Below are 23,817 nucleotides of genomic sequence, written 5' to 3'. Positions count from 1 at the left end.
GCTTGCCGGCGGGGGCGATTTCAAGGACGCCCCCGCCGGCAAGCCGTGCTGCTACGGGGCGGTGTACAACCAAAGATTTTGATCTCGCTTTTGATCTTCATGCGCGATGGCACAGGCGCCGCCGAACGCGACGTCAAGGCGCCAGGCCGAGCGCAGGTGTCGTGGAGGGGGATGAGCGGCAGGAAGCCGCTAGCCGTGCAGGCCATGGACGGCGCTCAGATGGACGGGACGGCGTGCCCCCGGAACGGCGCCGGAGCGAGGGAAGTCCGAAGGACCCCAGCCTGTCGCAATGGCTTTGCCTACTTTCCCCGTAAGGAAAGTAGGTCGCCCGTAAGGGGCGAAACCCTAGAGTCCAGCCACCGCGACAACGGATATACACACAATTACAGCGTCACCCGCCGACGCGGAGCGTCGTTCAGAGCGTTACCACGCAGAGCGTGGGAACGATCACCAAGTCACCCGTTACCACGCAGAGCGTCGCACCAACCACAAAAAACTGGTGCGGTGTTCCAGGCACACCGCAAGCCTCCCAATCAAACCGTATCGACCTTCAACGAATGATCCCCCAACATCCCGTTGATGATCGACGCCGTGTCGTGCCCACTCGCCACCACTCCGCCGGCCCCAGGGGACACGCCGTAGTGCTGGGCAAGGTTGACCCCGGCCAGATCGATGGTTTGAGTGGCTGCTCCGCCCGCCACACTGCTCACGTCAATACTCGAAACCAGCGACGCGCCGCTCCCGCTCACACTGAAGTGAAGGAAATTCTCCAGCGAATTCGCGTCCCCATGCTCACCTTGCAACAGCTGCGACAGGTCGAGCTTGTCGATGCCGAAGTTGAAGTCGGTGATGGTGTCATGCCCGGTATTGCCTGCCTGATAGAGGAAGGTGTCATGCCCCGGCCCGCCCGTGAGGGTGTTGTTGCCAGGCCCGCCGATCAGGATATCGTCACCGGCGCCGCCATTGAGCACATCGTTGCCCAGCCCGCCGTTGAGGACGTTGTTCCCCGAATCCCCGGTCAGGTGATCGTTGTAGTTCGAACCGATCAGGTTCTGGATATTCACCAGCGTGTCGATCCCCGCCCCGCCCGTGTGCTGCGGCCCCAGTTCCGCGGTGCTCACGGTCACCCCTGCAGTGGCCAGCGAGTAGTTGGCGGTGTTGTTGCCAGCGCCGCCGTCGAGCAGGTCATTGCCCGGCCCGCTGAAGAGCATGTCATTGCCGTTGTCGCCGTACAGCTCGTTGTTGCCCGGGCCTGCCACCAGCACATCGTTGCCGTCGCCGCCATGCAGATGGCTGTCTGCCGCACCGACCAGCACATCGTCTCCTGTCGTGCCGAGCACCACATGGCCGTCCTGATGGACGATGTTCACCGCCGCCGTGCTGCTGCCGCCATGCGGGTCCGTCACGGTGTAGGTGCTGTGCACGTCAGGCGTGGTGTTGACCGCCGAGTAGTCGATCGACAGGCTCAGGTTGTAATGCTCCTTGACCCCGTGATCGGCCTCGTTGACCACGATCAGCCGGTACACGCCATCCTGCGTGGCGGTAAAGGTGCCGCCGTCGTTGATGCCGTGATAGGCGCCGTCTTCGAATTTCCAGGCCATGCCCAACACATCGTTGGTCAGGTTGTGATCGACGGTGACGGTTTCGCCCGCTTTCAGATGAACGCTATACAGGTCCTGCGCATTGGACGGCGCACCGTTGACCGCTCCCAGATAACCGCTGATGACCAGCAACGCCGTGGTCGCGGTGGTGTTGAAGAAGTCGCTGCGTTCCAGGTTCTTCAACTGGTTGCTGTCTTTGTTCTGGGTGCCGGTAAACTGGATGGTCTTCAGCGACCCTGCGCTGAAGTCGGCGCCCTTGGCGGTCCAGCCGGTGTTGAAGGTGGTCGGGGACGCTGTCAGCGCGCCGCCGTTACCCGGCACATCGTTGGCCGCCAGAGCAGCGCCCGGAATGACGATGCTCGACCCGCCCAGGTTGGTGATGACGTTGTCGGCCACCGCCATCGGCGCCTCGTACACAGGTGGCGGCACCACATGCACATTCAGGTTGGCCGAGGCCAGGTCGCCGTCGTTATCGCTGAGCACATAATGAATGTTCTCGGTGACCGGCTGGGTCACTCCAATGGCTGGCGTGAAGCTGTATTCACCGGTGCTCATGTTGACCACCAGCGTGCCGTGCTCGCCGGTGACCGTCAGGGTGTGGGTCTGGGCGTTGAACGCCCCGTGGTTGTCGCCGCCGCTGGCAGTGACCGAACCCTGCTGGTTGGCAGCCTTCGGATCGAAGGTGTAGGTGGTGCCGTCCAGGCTGACCGACTTGATGAAGCCCTGATCGGCGCCGAACGTGCCGCCTTCCAGCAGGCTGCCATGCACCCCGCCCTGCACCGTGCCGCTGAGCACCACGTTGAGTTGCCCAAGGTCGGTGACGATCACCGCGTTGCTGTTGCTGCCGGTGGCGCCGTTCCACGCGACAGGGTTCAGATAGGTACTGCTGACATCGGTGCCCACGCCGATGGCAAAGGCATTGATGTGGTGGCTGTCGAGGAAGGTGGTCCAGGCATGCTCCTCGTTCGCGTCGATGCCATCGCCGCGCGCCGGATTGGGCACGCGGTCAGGATCGGAGTGCTGCGGCGAAGTGGTCGGGTTGCCGTCTGAGAAGAAGTACGCAAGGTTCTGCCCGCCGGCAATCGCGCCCTTCTCGACGAACGCCTGTTGCGCGGCGGCGAGGGCAGCGTCGTAGTTGGTGCCGTTGCCTGCGGTCAGCGCGTTGACCATGGCCTTGGCCGTGGCGACGTCCACCCACTCGTTGCTGCCGATGTTTGCCTGGCTGTTGAAGGTCACCAGTTGCACGCGCACGTCGCCCAGCGCTTCGTACTTGTTCAGCAGCTCGATGATGGCCTGTTTCTCAAGGCCTAGGCGACTCAGGCCGTTCACCCCTGACGCCTCGTTCATGCTCGCCGAGTTGTCGACGATCAGCATCAGGTTGGTGTTGACCCCTTCACTGGTCACCGTCTTGTCGATGCACGCCGCCTTGGGCTGGTCATCGACAATGTTGACGACGATCTGCGCGCTCGAACTGTGCCCCTGGGAGTCGGTCACCGTGTAGGTGAAGGTGTCATGGGTGACGTTCGGCCCATCGTTGGCCGGCGGCGTGGTCTTCGGCGCTGAGGTCAGGGTGTAGGTGTAGCTGCCGTCGGCGTTCAGGTGCAGCACGCCGTACTGGCCTTGGGCGGTGCCGTTCTGCGCGCCGCCAAGGCTGTAGGTCAGCGCGCCATTGCCACCGTGCACCGAGTCGGCCACGGTGCCGGTCCCGGTTTCGGCGGTGGACCCTGGGTGGCTGCCGGTGACATTGCCCGGAGCCAGATCCTTGCCGTCCTTGTGGGTGTCCAGCGCGCTTTCCTTGACGGTGACATCGTGGTCGTCGCACGCCACCGGAGGGCAGCTCGTGACGTTGTGGAACACGTTGACCGTGACTGTGGTAGTGCTGGTGTCGCCGTCCGCGTCGCGGATGGTGTAGGTGAACACGTCCTGATGATCACCGGTGACACTGCCGTTGTTGTCGTTGGCCACGTAGGACGCCTGGCCATTGGCATCGACGATCAAGGTGCCATACGCGCCCTGGATGATCGTGCCCACGCCACCGGTCACTGGGGTGGAAGTATCGTTGCCTGCGCGCACGCCGACGATCAGCCCGCCTGCGCCAGGACCATCGGCACCGGCGGTGTCGTTGGCGAGGATGTTGCCGCTGGTCTCGCCGCCTTCCAGCACGTAGCCGATGTCCGGGTTGGCGTGGGGAACGTCATCGTTGACGTGCACGTTGATATTGCCGTCCGCCACGTCGCCGTTGCTGTCCACGGCGTGCACGGGGATCTGCTCGTTGTTGACGGTGCCGTTGCCCTGATTGTGGTTTTCTGCGCCGTTCAGGGTGTAGGTGTAGGTCACTTCGCCGGTGGTCGGGTTGTAGCTCACTACCGTGAAGGTGCTGCCCGATGGCAGGGTGGTCGATTGTGGCGAGGTGATCGGAACGCCGTTCTCGATCACGTAGACGCCGCCGATGTTCAGGGTCTGCAGGCCATCGGGCGCACCGATGTGGACGGTGCCCGTCTGGGTCAGGGCGTCGTGGTTCGGGTTCGAGCCGCCGGGCAGGTTGGCTTCGTCGACGGTGCAATCGCTGCCGCCGATGGTCACCCCGGCATTGTGGAACACATTGACCGTGACCGTGGTGGTGCTGGTGTCGCCGTCCGCGTCGCGGATGGTGTAGGTGAATACATCCTGGTGATCGCCGCTGGCGCCATTGTTGGGGTTGGCGACATAGGACGCCTGACCGTTGGCATCCACGATCAGGCTGCCGTAGAGGCCGGCGATGACAGTGCCCACACCGGTGGTCACTGGCGTGGTGGTATCCGCGCCTGCGCGCACACCGATGATCAGACCGCCCGCACCCGGACCGTCGGCACCTGCAGTGTCGTTGGCCAGTATGTTGCCGCTGGTCTCGCCGCCTTCCAGCACGTAGCCGATATCAGGGTTGGCATGGGGCACATCGTCGGTGACGTGCACATTGATGTTGCCGTCCGCCACGTCACCGATCCGGTCCACGGCGTGCACGGCAATCTGTTCGTCGTTGACGGTGCCGTTGCCCTGGTTGTGGTTTTCCGCGCCGTTCAGGGTGTAGCTGTAGGTCACTTCACCGGTGGTCGGGTTGTAGCTCAGCACGGTAAAGGTGCTGCCCGATGGCAAGGTGGTCGATTGCGGCTGGGTGATCGCCACGCCGTTCTCGATCACGTTGATGCCGCCGATGGTCAGGGTTTGCAGACTGTCGGTCGAGGTGATTTTCACCGTACCGGTCTGGGTCAGCGCTGCCGCGTTCGGGTCGCTGCCGTCTGGCAGGTTGGCTTCGTCGACGGTGCAATCGCTGCCGCCGATGGTCACCCCGGCATTGTGGAACACATTGACCGTGACCGTGGTGGTGCTGGTGTCGCCGTCCGCGTCGCGGATGGTGTAGGTGAATACATCCTGGTGATCGCCGCTGGCGCCATTGTTGGGGTTGGCGACGTAGGACGCCTGGCCGTTGGCATCCACGATCAGGCTGCCGTAGAGGCCGGCGATGACAGTGCCCACACCTGTGGTCACTGGCGTGGTGGTATCCGCGCCTGCGCGCACACCGATGATCAGACCGCCCGCACCCGGACCATCGGCACCGGCGGTGTCGTTGGCGAGGATATTGCCGCTGGTCTCGCCGCCTTCCAGCACGTAGCCGATATCAGGGTTGGCATGGGGCACATCGTCGGTGACGTGCACATTGATGTTGCCGTCCGCCACGTCACCGATCCGGTCCACGGCGTGCACGGCAATCTGTTCGTCGTTGACGGTGCCGTTGCCCTGGTTGTGGTTTTCCGCGCCGTTCAGGGTGTAGCTGTAGGTCACTTCACCGGTGGTCGGGTTGTAGCTCAGCACGGTAAAGGTGCTGCCCGATGGCAAGGTGGTCGATTGCGGCTGGGTGATCGCCACGCCGTTCTCGATCACGTTGATGCCGCCGATGGTCAGGGTTTGCAGACTGTCGGTCGAGGTGATTTTCACCGTACCGGTCTGGGTCAGCGCTGCCGCGTTCGGGTCGCTGCCGTCTGGCAGGTTGGCTTCATTGAGGGTGCAATCGCTGCCGCCGATGATCACGCCGTCATTGTGGAAGACATTGACCGTGACCGTGGTGGTGCTGGTGTCGCCGTCGGCATCGCGGATGGTATAGGTGAACACGTCCTGATGGTCGCCGGTCGCGCCATTATTCGGGTTGGCGACATAGGACGCCTGGCCGTTGGCATCGACGATCAGCGAGCCATACAAGCCTTGAATCACCGTGCCGACGCCGGTGGTGACCGGAGTGGAGGTATCAGCGCCTGCACGTATCCCGATAATCAGCCCGCCCGCACCGGGGCCATCGGCACCGGCCGTGTCGTTGGCCAGGATGTTGCCGCTGGTCTCCCCGCCTTCCAGCACGTAGCCGATGTCAGGATTGGCATGGGGCACGTCATCGTTGACGTGCACATTGATGTTGCCGTCGCCCACGTCGCCGTTGCTGTCCACGGCGTGCACGGCAATCTGTTCGTTGTTGACGGTGCCGTTGCCCTGATTGTGGTTTTCTGCGCCGTTCAGGGTATAGCTGTAGGTCACTTCACCGGTGGTCGGGTTGTAGCTCAGCACGGTAAAGGTGCTGCCCGACGGCAAGGTGGTCGATTGCGGCTGGGTGATCGCCACGCCGTTCTCGATCACGTTGATGCCGCCGATGGTCAGGGTTTGCAGCCCGTCCGGCGCAGTGATCTTCACGGTGCCGGTCTGGGTCAGGGCTGCCGCGTTCGGGTCGCTGCCGTCTGGCAAGTTGGCTTCATTGAGGGTGCAATCGCTGCCACCGATGCTCACGCCATCGTTGTGGAACACGTTGACCGTAACCGTGGTGGTGCTGGTGTCGCCGTCGGCGTCGCGGATGGTGTAGGTGAACACATCCTGGTGATCGCCGGTCGCGCCGCTGTTGGGGTTGGCGACATATGAAGCGTTACCGTTGGCATCGACGATCAACGAACCGTACAGGCCTTGAATGATGGTGCCTACCCCGGTGGTCACTGGCGTCGAGGTATCGCCTCCGGCACGCACACCGATGATCAGCCCGCCCGCACCCGGACCGTCGGCACCGGCCGTGTCGTTGGCCAGGATGTTGCCGCTGGTCTCCCCGCCTTCCAGCACGTAGCCGATATCCGGGTTGGCGTGGGGCACGTCATCGAGCACATGCACGTTGATGCTGCCGTCGGCCACATCGCCATCGCTGTCCACCGCATGCACGGGGATCTGTTCGTTGTTGATGGTGCCGTCGCCCTGGTTGTGGGTTTCAGGACCGTTGAGGGTATAGCTGTAGGTCACTTCGCCGGTGGCCGGGTTGTATCCCAGAATCGTCAGCGTGTTGCCCGATGGCAGGGTGATCGACTGCGGCCCGGTGATCGCCACGCCATTGGTCACCACGTTGATGCCGCCAATGCTCAGGGTCTGCAGGCCGTCGGCGGCAGTGACCTTGAGGGTGCCGGTCTGGGTCAGCGCGGCACTGTTGGGCGCGCTGCCGTTTTCGAAATTGGCTTCATTGAGGGTCACATCGCTGCTGCCCAGCGTCACGCCGTTGTCGATGACGGGAGGTGGCGGCTCGACCGGCGGAGGCTCGACTGGCGGTGGTTCAACGGGAGGCGGCGTGATGACGGGCGGCGGATTGCCGTTGTCGGAGCCGTTGACCAGCAGGCCCACTTCAGGCTCGGGGATGATGAAGGTGGAATTCAGACCGGCCGTCGGAAAGCCGATCACCGGATCCACATGCCCTGCGGTTTCGGTCAGCAGAACGAAGGTATGGCCGCCGCCCAGCGCAGTGGGCGAGCCGCCGGGGTTGGCATTGCCGGCAGCCGGGGCGTCGGTGACTTTGCTCGGGTCGGCGCCCGCCGCGATTGCCTTCTGCACCTGCTGCACGTCGGCCAGTTGCTGCTGGCTCGGCGCCACGGCATCGGGGGTGACGATAGGCGTGGCGTGATTGGCGAGGATCTCCGGCGTCAGCGCCATGCTGCTGTCCCGGCCCAGGGTCAGCTCACCGCCCTTGGCCAGCCTCACATCCACCGCGCCCGTTGGTCCGGTTTCCAGCGATTCGCCGGCGTAGACCCTGTCGCCTTCGATCACCAGACGCTTGGTGCCGTTGCTGGCCACCGCAAAAACGTCCCCGACTACCTGTTTCACCGTACCGATCAACCTGGCCATATCCACTCCCTAGCTACGCATACCGGATCAGAAAATGTTACGAATCCAACAAGAACTGTTCGAACGGCGTACATAAATGGCTTGGAGCCAGCATCAAACGACAAATTTATGTCGCTGAATTTTTTCAAGTTTTTTGCTCGAAAAACCACTTGATCGAACGCCGTCAAATTTCCGCTGAAACTCCCATAACAATCGTAAGATGCTTGTAAAACCTTGTTTACAGGCATTTCCCTGCAAGCAACCATCGCTTGAAACAGGCAAATGGCATAAGTTTTTTTTGGAATAAGGGTTATGAAAAAAACGTCTGAGCTTTTTGCAAACTTGTGTTTAGCTCTGATGTTACAAACCTGATACGGTCTTAGCCGAAGGAATCGTCGGTTTTTTGGCGAACTCGGCACGACAACAAAATCACGGAGAAGCTCATGCGCGACTTGACCCCGCTTTACAGTGCAGTTGTGTTGGCGGTCGCCTGCGCCCAGGCGCACGGCATGTCACTGAATCAGGCGATTCAGACCACCATCGACAATCACCCGGAAATTCACTCGAACGTGAACAACCGATTGTCTGCCGATGAGGACGTCAAGATCGCCAAGGGCGGTTACCTGCCCAGCGTTGACCTGGTGGCCGCCTATGGCCGTGAGCACACCGACAGCCCCACCACCCGGGCGTTCGGCAATCACAACGAAGAAACCCTGAACTACACCCAGTCCGAACTTCGCCTGCGCCAGATGCTGTTCGACGGTTTCAACACCAAGAACGAAGTCGGCCGCACCCAGGCGGTGGTCAACTCCCGCGCGTACTACCTGCGCGGCACATCGGAAGACCTCGCGCTGCGCGCCATCGAGGTGTACCTGGAAGTGCTCAAGCGCCGCGAGCTGCTGGACCTGGCCAAGAACAACCTGCAGGCGCACCTGCGCATCAACGACCAGATCGGCCTGCGCACCAACCGCGGCATCGGCAGCAACGCCGACAGCGATCAGTCCAAGGCCCGTCGCGCCCTGGCCGAGAACAACTTCTACACCGCCCAGGTCGATCTGGCAGACGCCGAGGCCAACTTCTTCAGCGCCGTGGGCAGGATGCCCGACGAACTGGAAGCGCCGCCCTCGATCAAGGGCGAAGTACCCACCAGCCTCAACGACGCCAAGCAGAGCATGCTGGTGAACAACTCCTTCCTGAAGTCGGCCCAGGCCGACATCAATGCCGCCGAGAAGCAGTACGAGATCGCCAAGTCGCCGTTCTATCCGCGCTTCGACGGTGAGCTGGCCGTTGGCGCGAACAACAACATCGCCGGCGAAGAAGGCCACGACAACGAATGGCGAGCGGCAGTGGTGATGAACTACAACCTGTTCAACGGCAATCGTGACAAGGCGCGCCTGAACTCCAACGCCTACAAGACCGGCCAGGCCATGGACATCCGCAACAACGCGCTGCGCATGCTCAACGAGAACCTGTCGCTGGCCTGGAATGCCATGAACAACGCCCGCACCCAGACCCCGATCGCCCGGGAATACGCCGAAACCACGACCAAGGTTCGCGCCGCGTATCAGGACCAGTTCGGCCTGGGCCAGCGCACCCTGCTCGACCTGCTGGACAGCGAAAACGAGCTCTACAACGCCGCCCGCCGCTACACCGAGCTGCGCTACACCGAGGAATATTCGATGTACCGCGTGCTGGCCACCGAGGGCGAGCTGCTGAACAAGGCGCGTGTCGTCTTGCCGACTGCCGCAGTCGCCCTGACCGAGGTCAAGAGCGATGCGCGGCTGCCGGACCTGAAATAGATCAACCTGAAGTAGACCGACTTGAAGCCGCCCGACTTGAAGTAACGTAGTAGCGCGTGAGCGCGGGAGAAGTCTGTGACCAGCATGGAACTGCCCCACATAGAACCATCGCAACCGTTCGACCCACGTTCGAATTTCGACGACCCGCTGCTCGATGGCCTGCTCATCCTGTGCCGGCTTCACGACTGCAACGCCAGCCGCACCAGCCTCAGCGCTGGCCTGCCGCTGGCACAGCAGGCACTGACCGTCGATCTTCTGCCCCGCGCCGCTGCCCGCGCAGGGCTCCAGGGCCGCGTCCTGCGCCGCAAGCTCGACGCCATCGACCGCCTCAACCTGCCCGTCCTGCTGTTGCTCAAGGGCAACCGTTGCGCGGTGTTGCTGCGCTGGGAAGAAGACGGCCGCGCGCTGATCCTCCCAAGCGAAGCCGACGGCGGCGAACAGCGCGTCACCCGAGAAGAACTGGACGCGCTCTACACCGGTCAGGCGCTGTTCGCCCGCCCCCGCCACGAACTGGAAAACCTGCGCACGCCGCTGGTGCCGCGGGTAAACGCGTGGTTTCGCGACACCCTCAAGCTGTCGCGCTGGCTGTACAGCGACGCGATCCTGGCAAGCCTGATGATCAACCTGCTGGGGCTGATGGTGCCGCTGTTCGTGATGCAGACCTACGACCGCGTGGTGCCCAACCAGGCCACCTCGACGCTGTGGGTACTGGCCATCGGGCTGCTGATCGGCACCGGTTTCGAGCTGACACTGCGCCTGGTGCGCGCGCACCTGCTGGATCAGGCCGGGAAGAAGACCGACGTGATCCTCTCCGCGACCCTGTTCGAACGCATCACCGGTATGTCGATGAAAGCCCGCCCGGCCTCCATCGGCGGCTTCGCCCAGAGTATTCATGACTTCCAGGGGCTGCGGGAGTTTCTCACCGCCGTGACCCTGACCAGCATCATCGACCTGCCCTTCGCCGTGTTGATGCTGGCGGTGATCGGCCTGCTCGGTGGCTGGCTGGTGGTGATTCCTCTGGTGGCCTTCCCGGTGACCATCCTCTTCGCCTGGATCATCCAGATGCGCCTGCGCGACACCGTCGAGCGCAGCCTGGCGCTGGGCGCCGAACGCCAGGCGTTGCTGGTGGAAACACTGGGCGGGCTGGAAACCCTCAAGGCCTGCGGCGCCGAAAGCGAGCGCCAGCACAAATGGGAATCGACCCACGGCGCCCTGACCCGCCTGGACAGCCATGCCCGCGATCTCTCAGCCCTGGCCAGCAACGGCACGCTGTTCATCCAGCAGTTTTCGGGCATGGCGACCATCGTGGCCGGGGTCTACATCATCATCGCCGGCAACCTGAGCGTCGGCGCACTGGTGGCCAGCTACATGCTTGGCAGCCGCGTGCTCGCCCCGCTCGGGCAGATCGCCGGGCTGATCACGCGCTATCAGCAGGCGCAGGTCACCATGAAAAGCACCGACGCGCTCATGGCCCTGCCCCAGGAACGCGAGCCCGGCAAGCACCCGCTGCAACACACCCAGCTCAAGGGCGCCATCGATGTGGTCAAGGCCACCTTCGCCTATGGCGGCAGCGGCACTGCGGCGGCGCTGAACGAGGTCAGTATCAGCGTCAAACCCGGCGAGCGGATCGGCATCATCGGTCGCAGCGGCTCGGGCAAAAGCACACTGGCGCGTTTGATGATGGGCTTCTATACACCCGACGATGGGCAACTGTTGCTCGACGGCCTGGACCTGCGTCAGGTGGATGTCGCCGACCTGCGCCAGCAAGTGGGCTACGTCGCCCATGACCTGCCGTTGCTGGCGGGCAGTCTGCGCGACAACCTGACCCTGGGCGCACGCTACGTCACCGACGCAAGGATGCTGGAAGTGGCCGAGTTGACCGGCGTCACCGAGCTTGCGCGCAATCACCCGCTGGGCTTCGACCGGCCGGTGGGCGAGCGCGGGCAACTGCTCTCCGGTGGCCAGCGCCAGGCGGTGCTGCTGGCCCGGGCGCTGCTGCTCGATCCACCGATCATGCTGCTGGACGAACCCACCAGCCACATGGACAACAGCAGCGAAGACCTGCTGCGCCAGAAACTGCTGGGCCTGATGCAAGGCAAGACCCTGCTGCTGGTCACCCATCGCATGTCGATGCTCAGCCTGGTCGAGCGGCTGGTGGTGCTGGACAACGGCAAGGTGGTCGCCGATGGTCCGAAGGAGCTTGTCGTCGAGGCACTGCGCAAGGGCCGTGTCGGCCCGGCCACGGTTTAAGGAGCGTTCATCATGTCATCCGCTCAAAGCTATTTTCATCCGGGCCGCCAGGTCGATACCGAGTTCATGCCGGAAGTCGCCGGCGTCGCCGCGCAGGACTCGTCACGGGGTTCGCGGATCACGGTGTGGATCGCCGCTGCGCTGATCGTCAGCGCTCTGGTGTGGGCCAAATTCGCCGTGCTGCAGGAAGTCACCATGGGCGAAGGCAAGGCGATTCCGTCGAGCAAGGTTCAGGTGATCCAGAACCTGGAAGGCGGCATCGTCACTGAAATCTTCGTGCGTGAAGGGCAGATCGTGAACAAGGGCGACACCCTGCTGCGCCTGGACGACACGCGATTCCTGTCGAACAAGGGCGAGAGCGAGGTCGACAAATACACACTGATGGCCCAGGTCGACAGGCTGTCTGCCGAGTCCGAAGGCCGACCGTTCAAGCCGTCCGCCGAGGTGCTGGCCAAGGCGCCGCAGGTGGCCGCCGATGAGCAGTCGCTGTACGACTCGCGCCAGCGTCGCCTGGCCAGCGAGCAGCGCACCTTGCAGGAACAACTGCGGCAGAAAACCCAGGAAGTCGCCGAGTTTCGCTCCAAGCAGGATCAGTACCGCAACCAGCTGGGTTTCATTCAGCAGGAGCTGAGCATGTCGGCGCCGCTGGTCAACAGCGGTGCGGTGTCGCCGGTGGAAATCATCCGGCTCAAGGGCAAGGCGTCCGAGGCGCGTGGGCAGATGGACGCGACATCATTGGCGATTCCGAGGGCGGAAGCGGCGATCAACGAGATCAAGAGCAAGATCCAGGAATCCCTGGACAGCTTCCGCTCCGATGCCACCAAGGATTTGAACGACAAGCGTGCAGACCTGGCAAAAGCCAGCGCCACCAGCATCGCCATCGACGACCGCGTGACGCGTACCACGGTGACCTCGCCGGTCAAGGGGATCGTCAAGACGCTGAAGGTCAATACCATCGGCGGCGTGGTTCAGCCGGGCAGCGACATGGTGGAAATCGTCCCGCTGGAGGACAACCTGCTGATCGAAGCCAAGGTCCGGCCGCAAGATGTGGCCTTCCTGCATCCGGGCCAGAAAGCCATGGTCAAGTTCAGCGCCTATGACTACACCATCTATGGCGGTCTGCCGGCCAAGCTGGAACTGATCGGCGCCGACACCACCACCGACGACAAGGGCAACACCTTCTACCTGATCCAGGTCCGCACCGACCGCAACCATCTGGGCAGTGATGAAAAGCCGCTACTGATCATCCCCGGCATGGTCGCCACCGTCGACATCATCACCGGCGAAAAAAGCGTGATGGATTACCTGCTCAAACCCGTGCTCAAGGCCCGGACCGAAGCGTTGCGCGAAAGGTAGGATCATCGGACCCGCAGGAGTGAGCTTGCCCGCGAATGGCCGGTACATCCGATGGAGATGTCCCGGACGCACCACCGCCGTCGCGGGCAAGCGCGCTCCGACAATGATGCGGTGAGTCCCGATTTTCCGGCATCCCCGGAACCCGTAGGAGCGCGCTTGCCCGCGAATGGCCGGTACATTCGATGCAGATGTGCCGGATGCACCACCGCCGTCGCGGGCAAGCGCGCTCCTACAATGATGCGGTGAGTCCCGATTTTTCAGCATCCCCGGAACCCGTAGGAGCGCGCTTGCCCGCGAATGGCCGGTACATCCGATGCAGATGTGCCGGACGCACCTCCGCCGTCGCGAGCAAGCGCGCTCCTACAGATGCGAACCCAGTCCCGTAGCAGCACGGCTTGCCGGCGGGGGCGGACTTGAGATCGCTCCCGCCGGCAAGCCGTGCTGCTACGGGAGCAGGCGCAAGAAGACACGGAGCGTCAGGAGGATCATTATTTCTTGTCAGCCTTCTTGAACGCCGCCTCCAGTGCCTCATTGATCGTGCGCAGCACCTTGACCCTTGCCCAGCGCTTGTCATTGGCTTCCACCAAGGTCCAGGGGGCGATTTCGGTGCTGGTGCGGTCCACCATATCACCCACCGCTTCACGGTACTGCGGCCACTTGCTGCGGTTGCGCCAGTCGTCCTCAGTAATCTTGTGACGCTTGAAGGGGATCTTCTCCCGGGCCTTGAAGCGCTCAAGCTGAGTCTTGTCATCAATGGCCAGCCAGAACTTGACCACCACGATCCCGGCGTCAGTCAGCTGCTCCTCGAAATCGTTGATCTCACTGTAGGCCCGCAGCCAGTCCGCCTCAGAGCAGAACCCCTCGACCCGCTCCACCAGCACCCGCCCATACCAGGACCGGTCAAACACCGTGAACTTGCCCCGCGCCGGAATCTGCCGCCAGAAGCGCCACAGATAAGGCTGCGCCCGCTCATCCTCGCTGGGCGCGGCAATCGGCACGATGTGGTACTGACGCGGATCGAGCGCTCCGGCCAGCCGCTTGATCGCCCCACCCTTGCCTGCCGCATCGTTACCTTCGAACACCGCGACCAACGAATGCCTGCGCATGCGCTTGTCACGCATCAGCCCGGACAGCCGAGCCTGTTCAGCGATCAACTGCTGTTCATAGTCGTCCTTTTCCAGCGCCAGGGTCATGTCCAGATTGTCCAGCAGGCTCAACTCGTCGGTGTTGCTGGGCAACGGCCCGAGGTTGACCAGGTTGGTGTTGCCTTCCGGGGTCTTGAGCGCATTCTGCAGACCTTCCAGCAGTAGCCGCCCGACGGTCAGGCTACGGTAATGGGGGTCCACGCCTTCGATCACATGCCAGGGCGCATAGTCGCGGCTGGTGCGGCGCAGCACCCGCTCGCCGAAGCGCACGAACTTGTCGTAGGTCTTGGACTGCTGCCAGTCCAGCGGGCTGATGCGCCAACTGTGCAGCGGGTCGTCCTTGAGGGTCTTGAGGCGTTTGCGCATCTGCCGCTTGGACAGGTGAAACCAGAACTTGAAGATCACTGCGCCTTCGTCGACCAGCATTTTCTCCAGACGCTCGGCACCATTGATCGCCTGATCCAGCACCGGGTCCTTGAAGCGCTTGTGCACGCGCCCCTGAATCATCTGGCTGTACCAGTTGCCAAAGAAGATCCCGATTCGCCCCTTGGGCGGCAGCTGGCGCCAGTAGCGCCAGGCCGGCGGATGAGCCAGCTCTTCGTCGGTCTGCTGGTCGAAGGTGCGCACTTCGATGAAGCGCGGGTCCATCCAGTCGTTGAGCAGCTTGACGGTTTCGCCCTTGCCCGCGCCCTCGATGCCGTTGATCAGCACGATGATCTGGCGCTTGCCCTGCTCGTGCAGTTCGTATTGCGCCTCAAGCAAGGCCTCGCGCAAGGCGGGCACTGCGGCGTGGTAGGTGTCGTCGTCGATGGTGTGGCCGATTTCAGCGGATTCGAACATGTACAACTCCCTGGGTCGGATCGCTCAAGATTAGCGGATCGAGCGAGTCAGTGAGGGCTATGACCGCGAAACCGTGTCAGGGGTCAATCCGGGTTGCGCAAGATTGGCCCAAGGCTGGGTTAATATAGCGGCCTTGCTCCCGCCTAAGCCTGACCATGACCACTATCCAGCACGCCCAGATCGACTGGGACGAACGCGGCAACCCGCACTCGCGGGCCTTTGCCGACGTGTACTTTTCCACCGAGTCGGGCCTGGACGAAACACGCCATGTGTTCCTGACCCAGAACCAGTTGCACGAGCGCTTCACGGCGCTGCCTGCCGACGGGCGCCTGGTGATCGGCGAAACCGGTTTTGGCACCGGGCTCAATTTCCTCTGCGCCTGGCAATTGTTCGAAGCCTGCGCGACACCGGGCGCGAGGCTGCAATTCGTCAGCGTCGAGAAATTCCCCCTCAGCCGGGCCGACCTGGAACGCGCACTGACGCTGTGGCCGGAGCTGAAGACGTTCGCCGATCATCTGCTGGCGCAATACGTGGCGATCCACGAAGGCTTTCAGCGCCTGGTGTTCGATGGCGGACGGGTGATGCTGACGCTGTTGATCGGCGACGCGCTTGAAATGTTGCCGCAGCTGGGCGGGCCCATCGACGCATGGTTTCTCGACGGTTTCGCGCCTGCAAAAAATCCGGAAATGTGGACCCCGGAACTGTTCGCAGAACTGGCACGCCTGGCTGCGCCGGGTTCGACCATCGGCACCTTCACCAGCACCGGCTGGGTGCGGCGCGCGCTGAATGCGGCGGGCTTCAAGATGAAACGGGTGCCGGGGATCGGCCATAAATGGGAAGTGCTCAGGGGCAGTTTCATCGGCTGGCCCGAGGATGTTCCGCTGGCGACGCCCAAGCCCTGGTTCGCTCGCCCCACACCTGTGAGCGGCGAGCGCAAGGCGCTGGTGATCGGCGCCGGGCTTGCCGGTTGTGCGACGGCATCGAGCCTGGCAGCGCGGGGCTGGAAGGTCAGCCTGCTGGAGCGCCACGGGGATCTGGCGCAAGAAGCCTCGGGCAATCCTCAAGGTGTGCTCTACCTGAAGCTGTCGGCCCATGGCACGGCTCTTTCGCAGCTGATACTTAGCGGTTTCGGCCACACCCGGCGCCTGCTCGAACGCCTTGAACGCGGTGTGGACTGGGATAGCTGTGGCGTGTTGCAACTGGCCTTCGACGACAAGGAAGGCGAGCGTCAGGCGCAACTGGGGGCTGCGTTTTCCAGCGACCTGCTGCAGGTGCTGGGCAAGGATGAAGCCGAGACGAAAGCCGGAATCACGCTGAACAGCGGCGGCCTGTTTTATCCACAAGGGGGCTGGGTCCACCCACCCGCGCTGTGCCGTCATCAGGCCAGCGATCCAGACATTCAGTTGTTGACCCACCGTGACGTGGTCGAGCTGCGCCGTGAGGGCGATCTGTGGCAGGCATTCGACGGCGAACGGCTGCTGGACTCGGCGCCGGTGGTGGTGCTCGCCGGTGCCGCGGAGATCAAGCGTTTCCCGGCCAGCGAAGGCTTGCCGCTCAAGCGCATCCGCGGGCAGATCACGTGCCTGGCGCAGACGCCGGCCAGCACATCGTTGAGCACGGTGGTGTGTGCCGAGGGCTACGTCGCGCCGGGGCGGCTGGGTGAGCATACGCTGGGGGCCAGTTTCGATTTCAAGAGCGATGACCTGACGCCGACCACCGCCGAGCACCTGGGCAACCTTGAGTTGCTGCGGGAAATCTCGCCAGACCTGAGCCAGCGTCTGCAGGCTGATACCTTGCCCGCCGAGCAACTTGAAGGGCGCGCGGCGTTTCGTTGCACCAGCCCGGATTACTTGCCCATCGTCGGGCCGCTGGCCGACCGGGCGGCCTTTCTGGAAGCCTATGCGGTGTTGCGCAAGGACGCCCGGCAGGTGCCGGACACCCCATGCCCCTGGCTTGACGGGCTGTATGTGAACAGCGGACATGGGTCACGTGGGCTGATTACCGCGCCGCTGTCGGGCGAACTGATTGCTGCCTGGCTCGACAACGAACCCCTGCCCCTGCCCCGCAGCGTCGCAGAGGCGTGTCACCCGAACCGGTTTGTGTTGCGCAGTCTGATTCGCGGCAAGTGATTGATTCAGCCCGAAGGGCGTAGGAGCGCGCTTGCCCCGCGATTGCGGTGGGTCATCGACGGATGGGGTGTCTGACACGACGCCGTCGCGGGCAAGCGCGCTCCTACAATCATGCGGTGAATCCCGATTTTTCGGCACCCCTGGAACCGTAGGAGCGCGCTTGCCCGCGAATGGCCGGTACATTCGATGGAGATGTGTCGGATGTACCGCCGCCCCCGCCGGCAAGCCGTGCTGCTACGGGTGGGGGGACGCGGCAGGTGCAGAACAGAGGCCTGCCCGGTATGCTCCTCGTACCCTTCTGTCAGGTGCATGTCGATGCTGCAAGTCCAAGGCGTGTTCAAGAGCTATGCCACGGCCCAGGGCCCGCTGGCGGTATTGCAGGGGGTGGATTTGCAATTGGGCCAGGGCGAAAGCCTGGCGCTGATGGGCGAGTCCGGCAGCGGCAAGAGCACCCTGTTGCATCTGGTGGCCGGCCTGGACCAAGTCGATCAGGGCAGCATCGACATCGCCGGCCACAGGCTGGACCAGATGAACGAGCCGCAACTGGCCAACTGGCGGCGCACGGAAATCGGCCTGGTGTTCCAGCAGTTCAACCTGATCGGCAGCCTCAAGGTCGAGGACAACCTGGCCTTTCAGGCGCGCCTGGCCGGGCGTTTCGATCCCCATTGGCAAGCCGAGCTGACCGAGCGTCTGGGCCTGGGTGCCCTGCTCAAGCGCTACCCCGAACAACTCTCCGGCGGCCAGCAACAACGCGTCGCCATTGGCCGCGCCCTCGCGTCGCGCCCCGGCCTGTTGCTGGCGGACGAACCCACCGGCAACCTCGACGAAAACACCAGCGACGAAGTCCTGCAACTGCTGATGGACCTGCTCGCCGATACCCCCACCAGCCTCTTGATGGTGACTCACAGCCCGCGTATCGCAGCGCGCCTGCATCGCCAGACCGTGCTGCATCTCGGCCGTCTGGCCGGCGAAGGCGGCGCCTGATGCCGGTATTCTTCTGGACACTCAAGGCGCTGCTCAGCCACTGGCGACGCCATCCGGTGCAGTTCTTCAGCGTGCTGACCGGGCTGTGGCTGGCCACCAGCCTGCTGACCGGCGTGCAGGCGCTCAACAGTCAGGCCCAGGAAAGCTATTCCCGTGCCGCGCAACTGATTGGCGGCGAGCCACAAAAGATTCTGGTGGCGCCCAACGGCGCGAACTTCTCCCAGGAGCTGTTCGTCACCCTGCGCCGCGATGGCTGGCCGGTATCGCCGGCGCTGCGCGGGCGGGTCACGCTCAAGGACTTGCCCGACCAGCGCCTGACCGTGCTGGGCATCGAACCGGTGTCGCTGCCCGTCAACACCGCGCTGGCGGGACAATCGCTGGACACCGAGCAGATCGTCGACTTCTTCACCCCGCCGGGCAGCACCTGGATTTCCCCGCAGACCATGCAGGCGCTGGGGCTGCACGAAGGCGAGCGCCCTGTCAGCGAGAACGGGCAGATCCTGCCGCCCTTGCGGGCCCAGGCCGACATGGCGCCGGGGCTGTTGATGATGGACATCGGTTTCGCCCAGCAACTGCTCAACCAGCCGGGGCAGATTTCCCGGCTGATCCTGCCCAGGGATTTCGCCGACAGCAGCCCCGAGCTGCCCGACGGGATCAAAGGCGAACTGGTGATGCGCAAGAGCGGCGAAGACAACGACCTGGGTCGCCTCACCGAAAGCTTCCACCTGAATCTGGACGCCCTGGGCTTCTTGTCGTTCGTGGTCGGGCTGTTCATCGTGCATGCGGCAATTGGCCTGGCCCTGGAACAGCGCCGTGGCCTGCTGCGCAATCTGCGGGCTTGCGGGGTCAGTGCACGAGGGCTGATCGGCAGCCTGGTGATCGAACTGGGCGTGCTGGCCCTGCTCGGCGGCATTGCCGGGGTCATCAGCGGTTACTGGTTGGCCAGCGTGCTGCTGCCGGACGTCGCCGCCAGCCTGCGCGGGCTGTATGGCGCCGAAGTGGCCGGGCACCTCAACCTCAGCATCTGGTGGTGGCTGAGCGGGCTGGGGGTCAGCCTGCTGGGGGCGTTTCTCGCCGGTGCCAGCAGCCTGTTGCGCGCGGCGCGCCTGCCGTTGCTGGCCTTGGCCAACGCCCAGGCCTGGCAGGACACCCACGCCCGCTGGCTCAAGCGCCAGGGCTGGATTGCCGCCATCGCCGCGCTGATCGCCATTCTGGCTGCGGTATTCGGCAACAGCCTGGCGCTAGGTTTCGTCCTGATGGCCAGCCTGTTGCTGAGTGCGGCGCTGGGGTTGCCGGTGTTGCTCAATGCCCTGCTCAACGTCTTGCTGGGCAAAAGCCGCTCGGTGCTCGGCCAGTGGTTCCTCGCCGACTGCCGGCAACAACTGCCCGCCCTGAGTCTGGCGTTGATGGCGCTGCTGCTGGCGATGGCCGCCAACATCGGTGCGGGCAGCATGACCGCAGGTTTTCGCCAGACCTTCAATCACTGGCTGGAACAACGCCTGAGCGCCGAGCTGTACATCAATCCGCAGAACGCCGCCCAGGCAGCACCCTTGCAGAAATGGCTGAGCGAGCAACCGCTGACTTCCGCCGTGTTGCCCAACTGGCAGGTGTCGCTGCAACTGCACGGCTGGCCTGCCGAGCTGTACGGCATCATCGATAACCCGCACTACCGGCAACACTGGCCGTTGCTGGAAGCGGCGGGCGACGATCCCTGGGGGCAACTGGCCAAGGACGACACCCTGATGCTCAGCGAACAGTTGGCCCGGCGGCTCAACGTCGGCGTCGGCGACGAGGTCACGCTGCCCGCCCCCGAAGGCGGATGGCAGCTGCGTGTGGTCGGTATCTATGCCGACTACGGCAACCCCAAGGGCCACATTCTGGTCAACTCGGACCACCTGCTCGAACACTGGCCGAACCTGGCACCCAATCGCTTCAACCTGCGCATTGACCCTCGCGCCATCCCGCAATTGCTGCGGGTGCTGCACAACAAATTCACCATCGACGACAACCGCATCGTCGACCAGATCCAGCTCAAGGCCTGGTCGCGCCAGGTGTTCGAACGCACCTTCGCCGCCACTGCCGCCCTCAACAGCCTGACGCTGATGGTGGCCGGTGTGGCGCTGTTCATCAGCCTGCTGACCCAGAGCCAGAGCCGTCTGGGACAACTGGCGCCGCTGTGGGCGCTGGGCGTGACGCGCCGGCAACTGATGCTGCTCAACCTGGCGCAAACCTGGCTGCTGGCGGTTCTGACCCTGGTGCTGGCGATTCCGCTGGGGCTGTTGCTGGCGTGGTGCCTGGATGCAGTGATCAACGTGCAGGCCTTCGGCTGGCGCCTGCCGTGGCAGATCTTCCCGATGCAGCTGCTGCGCCTGATGCTCTTGGCGATGCTTGCCACCCTGCTGGCGTCAGCCTGGCCGCTGTATCGCCTGTACCGCACCCGCCCTGCCGATTTGCTGAGGACCTTCGCCAATGAAACCTAAGGCGATTGCCCTGCTGATGGCAGTACTGCTGTTGGGCGGCTGCGATGACAAGCCCGAAGAAGAGAAAGGCTTCGCTGGCCTCGCCGACGATGCCGCCAGCTACGCGCAGGTGACGCCGGACAAGCGCTGGTCGTTCCCGGAGGATCACGGCCCGCACAACGATTTTCGCATCGAGTGGTGGTACATCACCGCCAACCTGACAAACGCCGACGGCGAGTCATTCGGTGTGCAGTGGACGCTGTTCCGCAACGCTTTGCCCCGCTCGGCCAACGTTGAAAGCAGCGACCAGGGCTGGAGCAACCGCAACCTGTGGATGGGCCACGCAGCAGTGACCTCCAGCGACGAGCACTACGCCGCCGAACGCTACGCCCGAGGCGGCGTTGGCCAGGCGGGCGTCACCTTTGCGCCGTTTTCGGCGTGGATCGACAACTGGACGCTGAGCAGCCAATCGACCACTGACGATCCACTGGCGAGCATGCAATTGACCGCGCAGGATCCGAAGTTCGCCTACAACCTGCACCTCACCGCCAGCAAGCCGCTGGTGCTGCAAGGCAAGCAGGGCTTCAGCCAGAAGTCCGAGCAGGGCCAGGCGTCGTATTACTACAGCCAGCCATTCTTTCAGGCCGAGGGCAGCATCGAGATCGACGGCAAGGCTTATCAAGTGTCAGGCCCGGCATGGCTGGACCGGGAATGGAGCAGCCAGCCGCTGACCGAAAACCAGACCGGCTGGGACTGGTTCTCCCTGCACCTCAATGACGGCTCGGAGTTGATGCTCTACCGCATGCGGCAAAAAGAAGGCGCGCCGTACCTGACCGGCACTTGGATCGGTGCCGATGGCAGCACGCAGTTGCTCAAGGCGGGCGACATAGAACTTGAGCCCCAGGACACCACCGACGTCGATGGCCGCGACATGCCCACACAATGGTCGGTGAAGATCCCGGCCAAAGGTCTGGATATCTCGGTCGAAGCGCTCAACACACAGGCGTGGATGGATTTGCAGATTCCCTACTGGGAAGGCCCGGTGACCGTCAGCGGCAGCCAGAAAGGCGTGGGGTATCTGGAAATGACGGGGTATTGAACCTCGCGCCCTTGGTTTTGTAGGAGCGCGCTTGCCCGCGACAGCGTCGGATCAGCCGACATTTGCATCGCAGACATACCGATGTCGCGGGCAAGCGCGCTCCTGCAGAGATCAGATGTGCGCACCCGCTTATAACCGATCGTTCTAAAACTCTCACAATCCTCACCGGTCAGTCTTAGGGTAGCCGGACTTCCCCGGCCACGTTCCCCAACGGAAAACCGGTAAGGACTTATGTGCGGATTAGCTGGAGAGTTACGTTTCGACAACCAACCTGCGGACCTCGCCGCAGTAGAACGCATCACCCATCACCTGGCGCCTCGCGGGCCGGATGCGTGGGGGTTTCATAGCCAGGGGCCGATTGCCCTGGGCCATCGCCGCCTGAAAATCATGGACCTGTCCGACGGCTCGGCGCAGCCGATGATCGACAGCCATCTGGGCCTTTCCCTGGCCTTCAACGGCGCGATCTACAACTTTCCCGAACTGCGTGCCGAACTGGAAAACATGGGCTATCAATTCCATTCCGGTGGCGACACCGAAGTGCTGCTCAAGGGTTATCACGCCTGGGGCGCCGACATGCTGCCCAAGCTCAACGGCATGTTTGCCTTCGCCATCTGGGAGCGCGACAACAATAGCCTGTTCATCGCCCGCGACCGCCTGGGCGTCAAACCTCTGTACCTGTCGCTCACCGACAAGCGCCTGCGTTTCGCTTCGGCCCTGCCTGCCTTGCTCAAAGGCGGCGACATCAGTCCGATGCTCGATCCGGTGGCGTTGAACCACTACCTGAACTTCCATGCCGTGGTCCCTGCCCCGCGCACCTTGCTGGCCGGCGTCGAAAAAATTCCGCCCGCCACCTGGATGCGTGTGAGTGCCGGGGGCAAGGTCGAGCAGAAAACCTGGTGGACCCTGCCCTACGGCCCTCACACCGATGAAGCCAACCTGACCCTGGAAGACTGGCGCGACCGTGTGCTCGACAGCACCCGTGAAGCGGTGGCGATTCGCCAACGGGCGGCGGTGGATGTGGGCGTGCTGCTGTCCGGCGGCGTCGATTCGAGCATGCTCGTCGGCCTCCTGCGTGAAGTCGGCGTGAAAGACCTGTCGACCTTCTCCATCGGCTTTCAGGATGCAGGCGGCGAGCGCGGCGACGAGTTCCAGTATTCGGACCTGATCGCCAAACATTACGGCACCCATCACCATCAGTTGCGCATCAAGGAAAGCGAGATCATCGAGCAGTTGCCTGCGGCGTTCCGCGCCATGAGCGAGCCGATGGTCAGCCACGACTGCATCGCCTTCTATCTGCTGTCCCGCGAAGTCGCCAAGCACTGCAAGGTGGTGCAGAGCGGCCAGGGTGCGGACGAACTGTTCGCCGGTTACCACTGGTACCCGCAGGTGGACGGCGCGAGCGACCCGTACGCGGCCTATCGCGACGCCTTCTTCGACCGCAGCTACGACGAATACGCGAAGACCGTCGCGCCGCAATGGCTGACCGCCAATGATGCGGCCGGTGATTTTGTCCGCGAACACTTCGCCATGCCGGGTGCGGACGCTGGAGTGGACAAGGCGCTGCGCCTGGACAGCACGGTGATGCTGGTGGACGACCCGGTCAAGCGCGTCGACAACATGACCATGGCCTGGGGCCTGGAAGCGCGCACGCCGTTTCTGGACTATCGCCTGGTCGAACTGTCGGCCCGTGTTCCGGCGCGCTTCAAGCTGCCTGACGGCGGCAAGCAGGTGCTCAAGGAAGCGGCGCGCCTGGTGATCCCGTCCGAGGTCATCGACCGCAAGAAAGGCTATTTCCCGGTGCCGGGCCTCAAGCACCTTGAGGGCGACACGCTGAACTGGGTGCGTGACCTGCTGCTGGACCCCAGCCAGGATCGCGGCCTGTTCAACCCGACCATGCTCGACACCCTGCTGACCAACCCCGACGGTCAATTGACCCCATTGCGCGGCTCCAAGCTGTGGCAACTCGCGGCCCTGAACCTGTGGCTCAGTGAACAAGGACTGTGAT

At 63.6% G+C, this 23,817-nt stretch carries 10 protein-coding genes; 8 read left to right on the top strand and 2 right to left on the bottom strand.

The window, feature by feature from the left end; genetic code table 11:
* Positions 1-533: 533 nt before the first annotated feature.
* A complete protein-coding gene (locus ACIPO9_RS16820) occupies positions 534-7,772 on the bottom strand; it encodes a retention module-containing protein (RefSeq protein ID WP_400782203.1) in 7,239 nt (2,412 codons plus the stop codon).
* A gap of 422 nt (positions 7,773-8,194) precedes the next feature.
* Here ACIPO9_RS16820 and ACIPO9_RS16815 point away from each other — a divergent pair, with 422 nt between their 5' ends.
* From ACIPO9_RS16815 to ACIPO9_RS16805, 3 genes are all read left to right on the top strand, one after another.
* On the top strand, positions 8,195-9,550 hold the full coding sequence (locus ACIPO9_RS16815; RefSeq protein WP_274136767.1) for a TolC family outer membrane protein: 1,356 nt from the start codon (positions 8,195-8,197) through the stop codon (positions 9,548-9,550).
* 75 nt (positions 9,551-9,625) lie between these two features.
* Positions 9,626-11,800 carry a type I secretion system permease/ATPase gene (locus tag ACIPO9_RS16810; protein ID WP_400782201.1) on the top strand — a complete coding sequence of 725 codons (2,175 nt, stop codon included), beginning with the start codon at positions 9,626-9,628 and terminating at the stop codon, positions 11,798-11,800.
* Between the two features lie 12 nt (positions 11,801-11,812).
* A complete protein-coding gene (locus tag ACIPO9_RS16805; RefSeq protein WP_274136766.1) occupies positions 11,813-13,156 on the top strand; it encodes an HlyD family type I secretion periplasmic adaptor subunit in 1,344 nt (447 codons plus the stop codon).
* Positions 13,157-13,644: 488 nt separating this feature from the next.
* On the opposite strand, the gene pap is transcribed toward ACIPO9_RS16805, so the two are convergent.
* The gene (gene pap, locus ACIPO9_RS16800; RefSeq protein ID WP_400610054.1) at positions 13,645-15,141 is read right to left on the bottom strand and encodes a polyphosphate:AMP phosphotransferase; all 1,497 of its coding nucleotides are present in this window, start codon (positions 15,139-15,141) and stop codon (positions 13,645-13,647) included.
* Between the two features lie 155 nt (positions 15,142-15,296).
* On the opposite strand from pap, the gene mnmC reads away from it, so the two are divergent.
* The 5 genes from mnmC (at position 15,297) to ACIPO9_RS16775 (ending at position 23,816) form a co-directional block, all read left to right on the top strand.
* On the top strand, positions 15,297-17,270 hold the full coding sequence (gene mnmC, locus ACIPO9_RS16795) for a bifunctional tRNA (5-methylaminomethyl-2-thiouridine)(34)-methyltransferase MnmD/FAD-dependent 5-carboxymethylaminomethyl-2-thiouridine(34) oxidoreductase MnmC (protein WP_400782199.1): 1,974 nt from the start codon (positions 15,297-15,299) through the stop codon (positions 17,268-17,270).
* A gap of 315 nt (positions 17,271-17,585) precedes the next feature.
* Positions 17,586-18,254, top strand: coding sequence for an ABC transporter ATP-binding protein (locus ACIPO9_RS16790; RefSeq protein WP_400782196.1), 669 nt, complete (start codon positions 17,586-17,588; stop codon positions 18,252-18,254).
* Complete coding sequence (locus ACIPO9_RS16785) at positions 18,254-20,734, top strand: FtsX-like permease family protein (protein ID WP_400782193.1); 2,481 nt, start codon at positions 18,254-18,256, stop codon at positions 20,732-20,734. Before ACIPO9_RS16790 ends, ACIPO9_RS16785 begins: the two co-directional genes overlap by 1 nt.
* Positions 20,724-21,812: a lipocalin-like domain-containing protein gene (locus tag ACIPO9_RS16780; RefSeq protein ID WP_400782190.1), complete on the top strand. Its 1,089-nt coding sequence runs from the start codon at positions 20,724-20,726 to the stop codon at positions 21,810-21,812. The genes ACIPO9_RS16785 and ACIPO9_RS16780 overlap by 11 nt, the downstream gene beginning before the upstream one ends.
* A gap of 231 nt (positions 21,813-22,043) precedes the next feature.
* Positions 22,044-23,816: an N-acetylglutaminylglutamine amidotransferase gene (locus ACIPO9_RS16775; protein WP_400782189.1), complete on the top strand. Its 1,773-nt coding sequence runs from the start codon at positions 22,044-22,046 to the stop codon at positions 23,814-23,816.
* Position 23,817: the final 1 nt, after the last annotated feature.

It is taken from the genome of Pseudomonas sp. NPDC090203, from assembly GCF_044746765.1.
GTDB classification, from domain to species: domain Bacteria; phylum Pseudomonadota; class Gammaproteobacteria; order Pseudomonadales; family Pseudomonadaceae; genus Aquipseudomonas; species Aquipseudomonas putida_AD.
The sequence above is the reverse complement of the archived record's forward strand: the minus strand, read 5'-3'. Positions and strand labels throughout refer to the sequence as shown.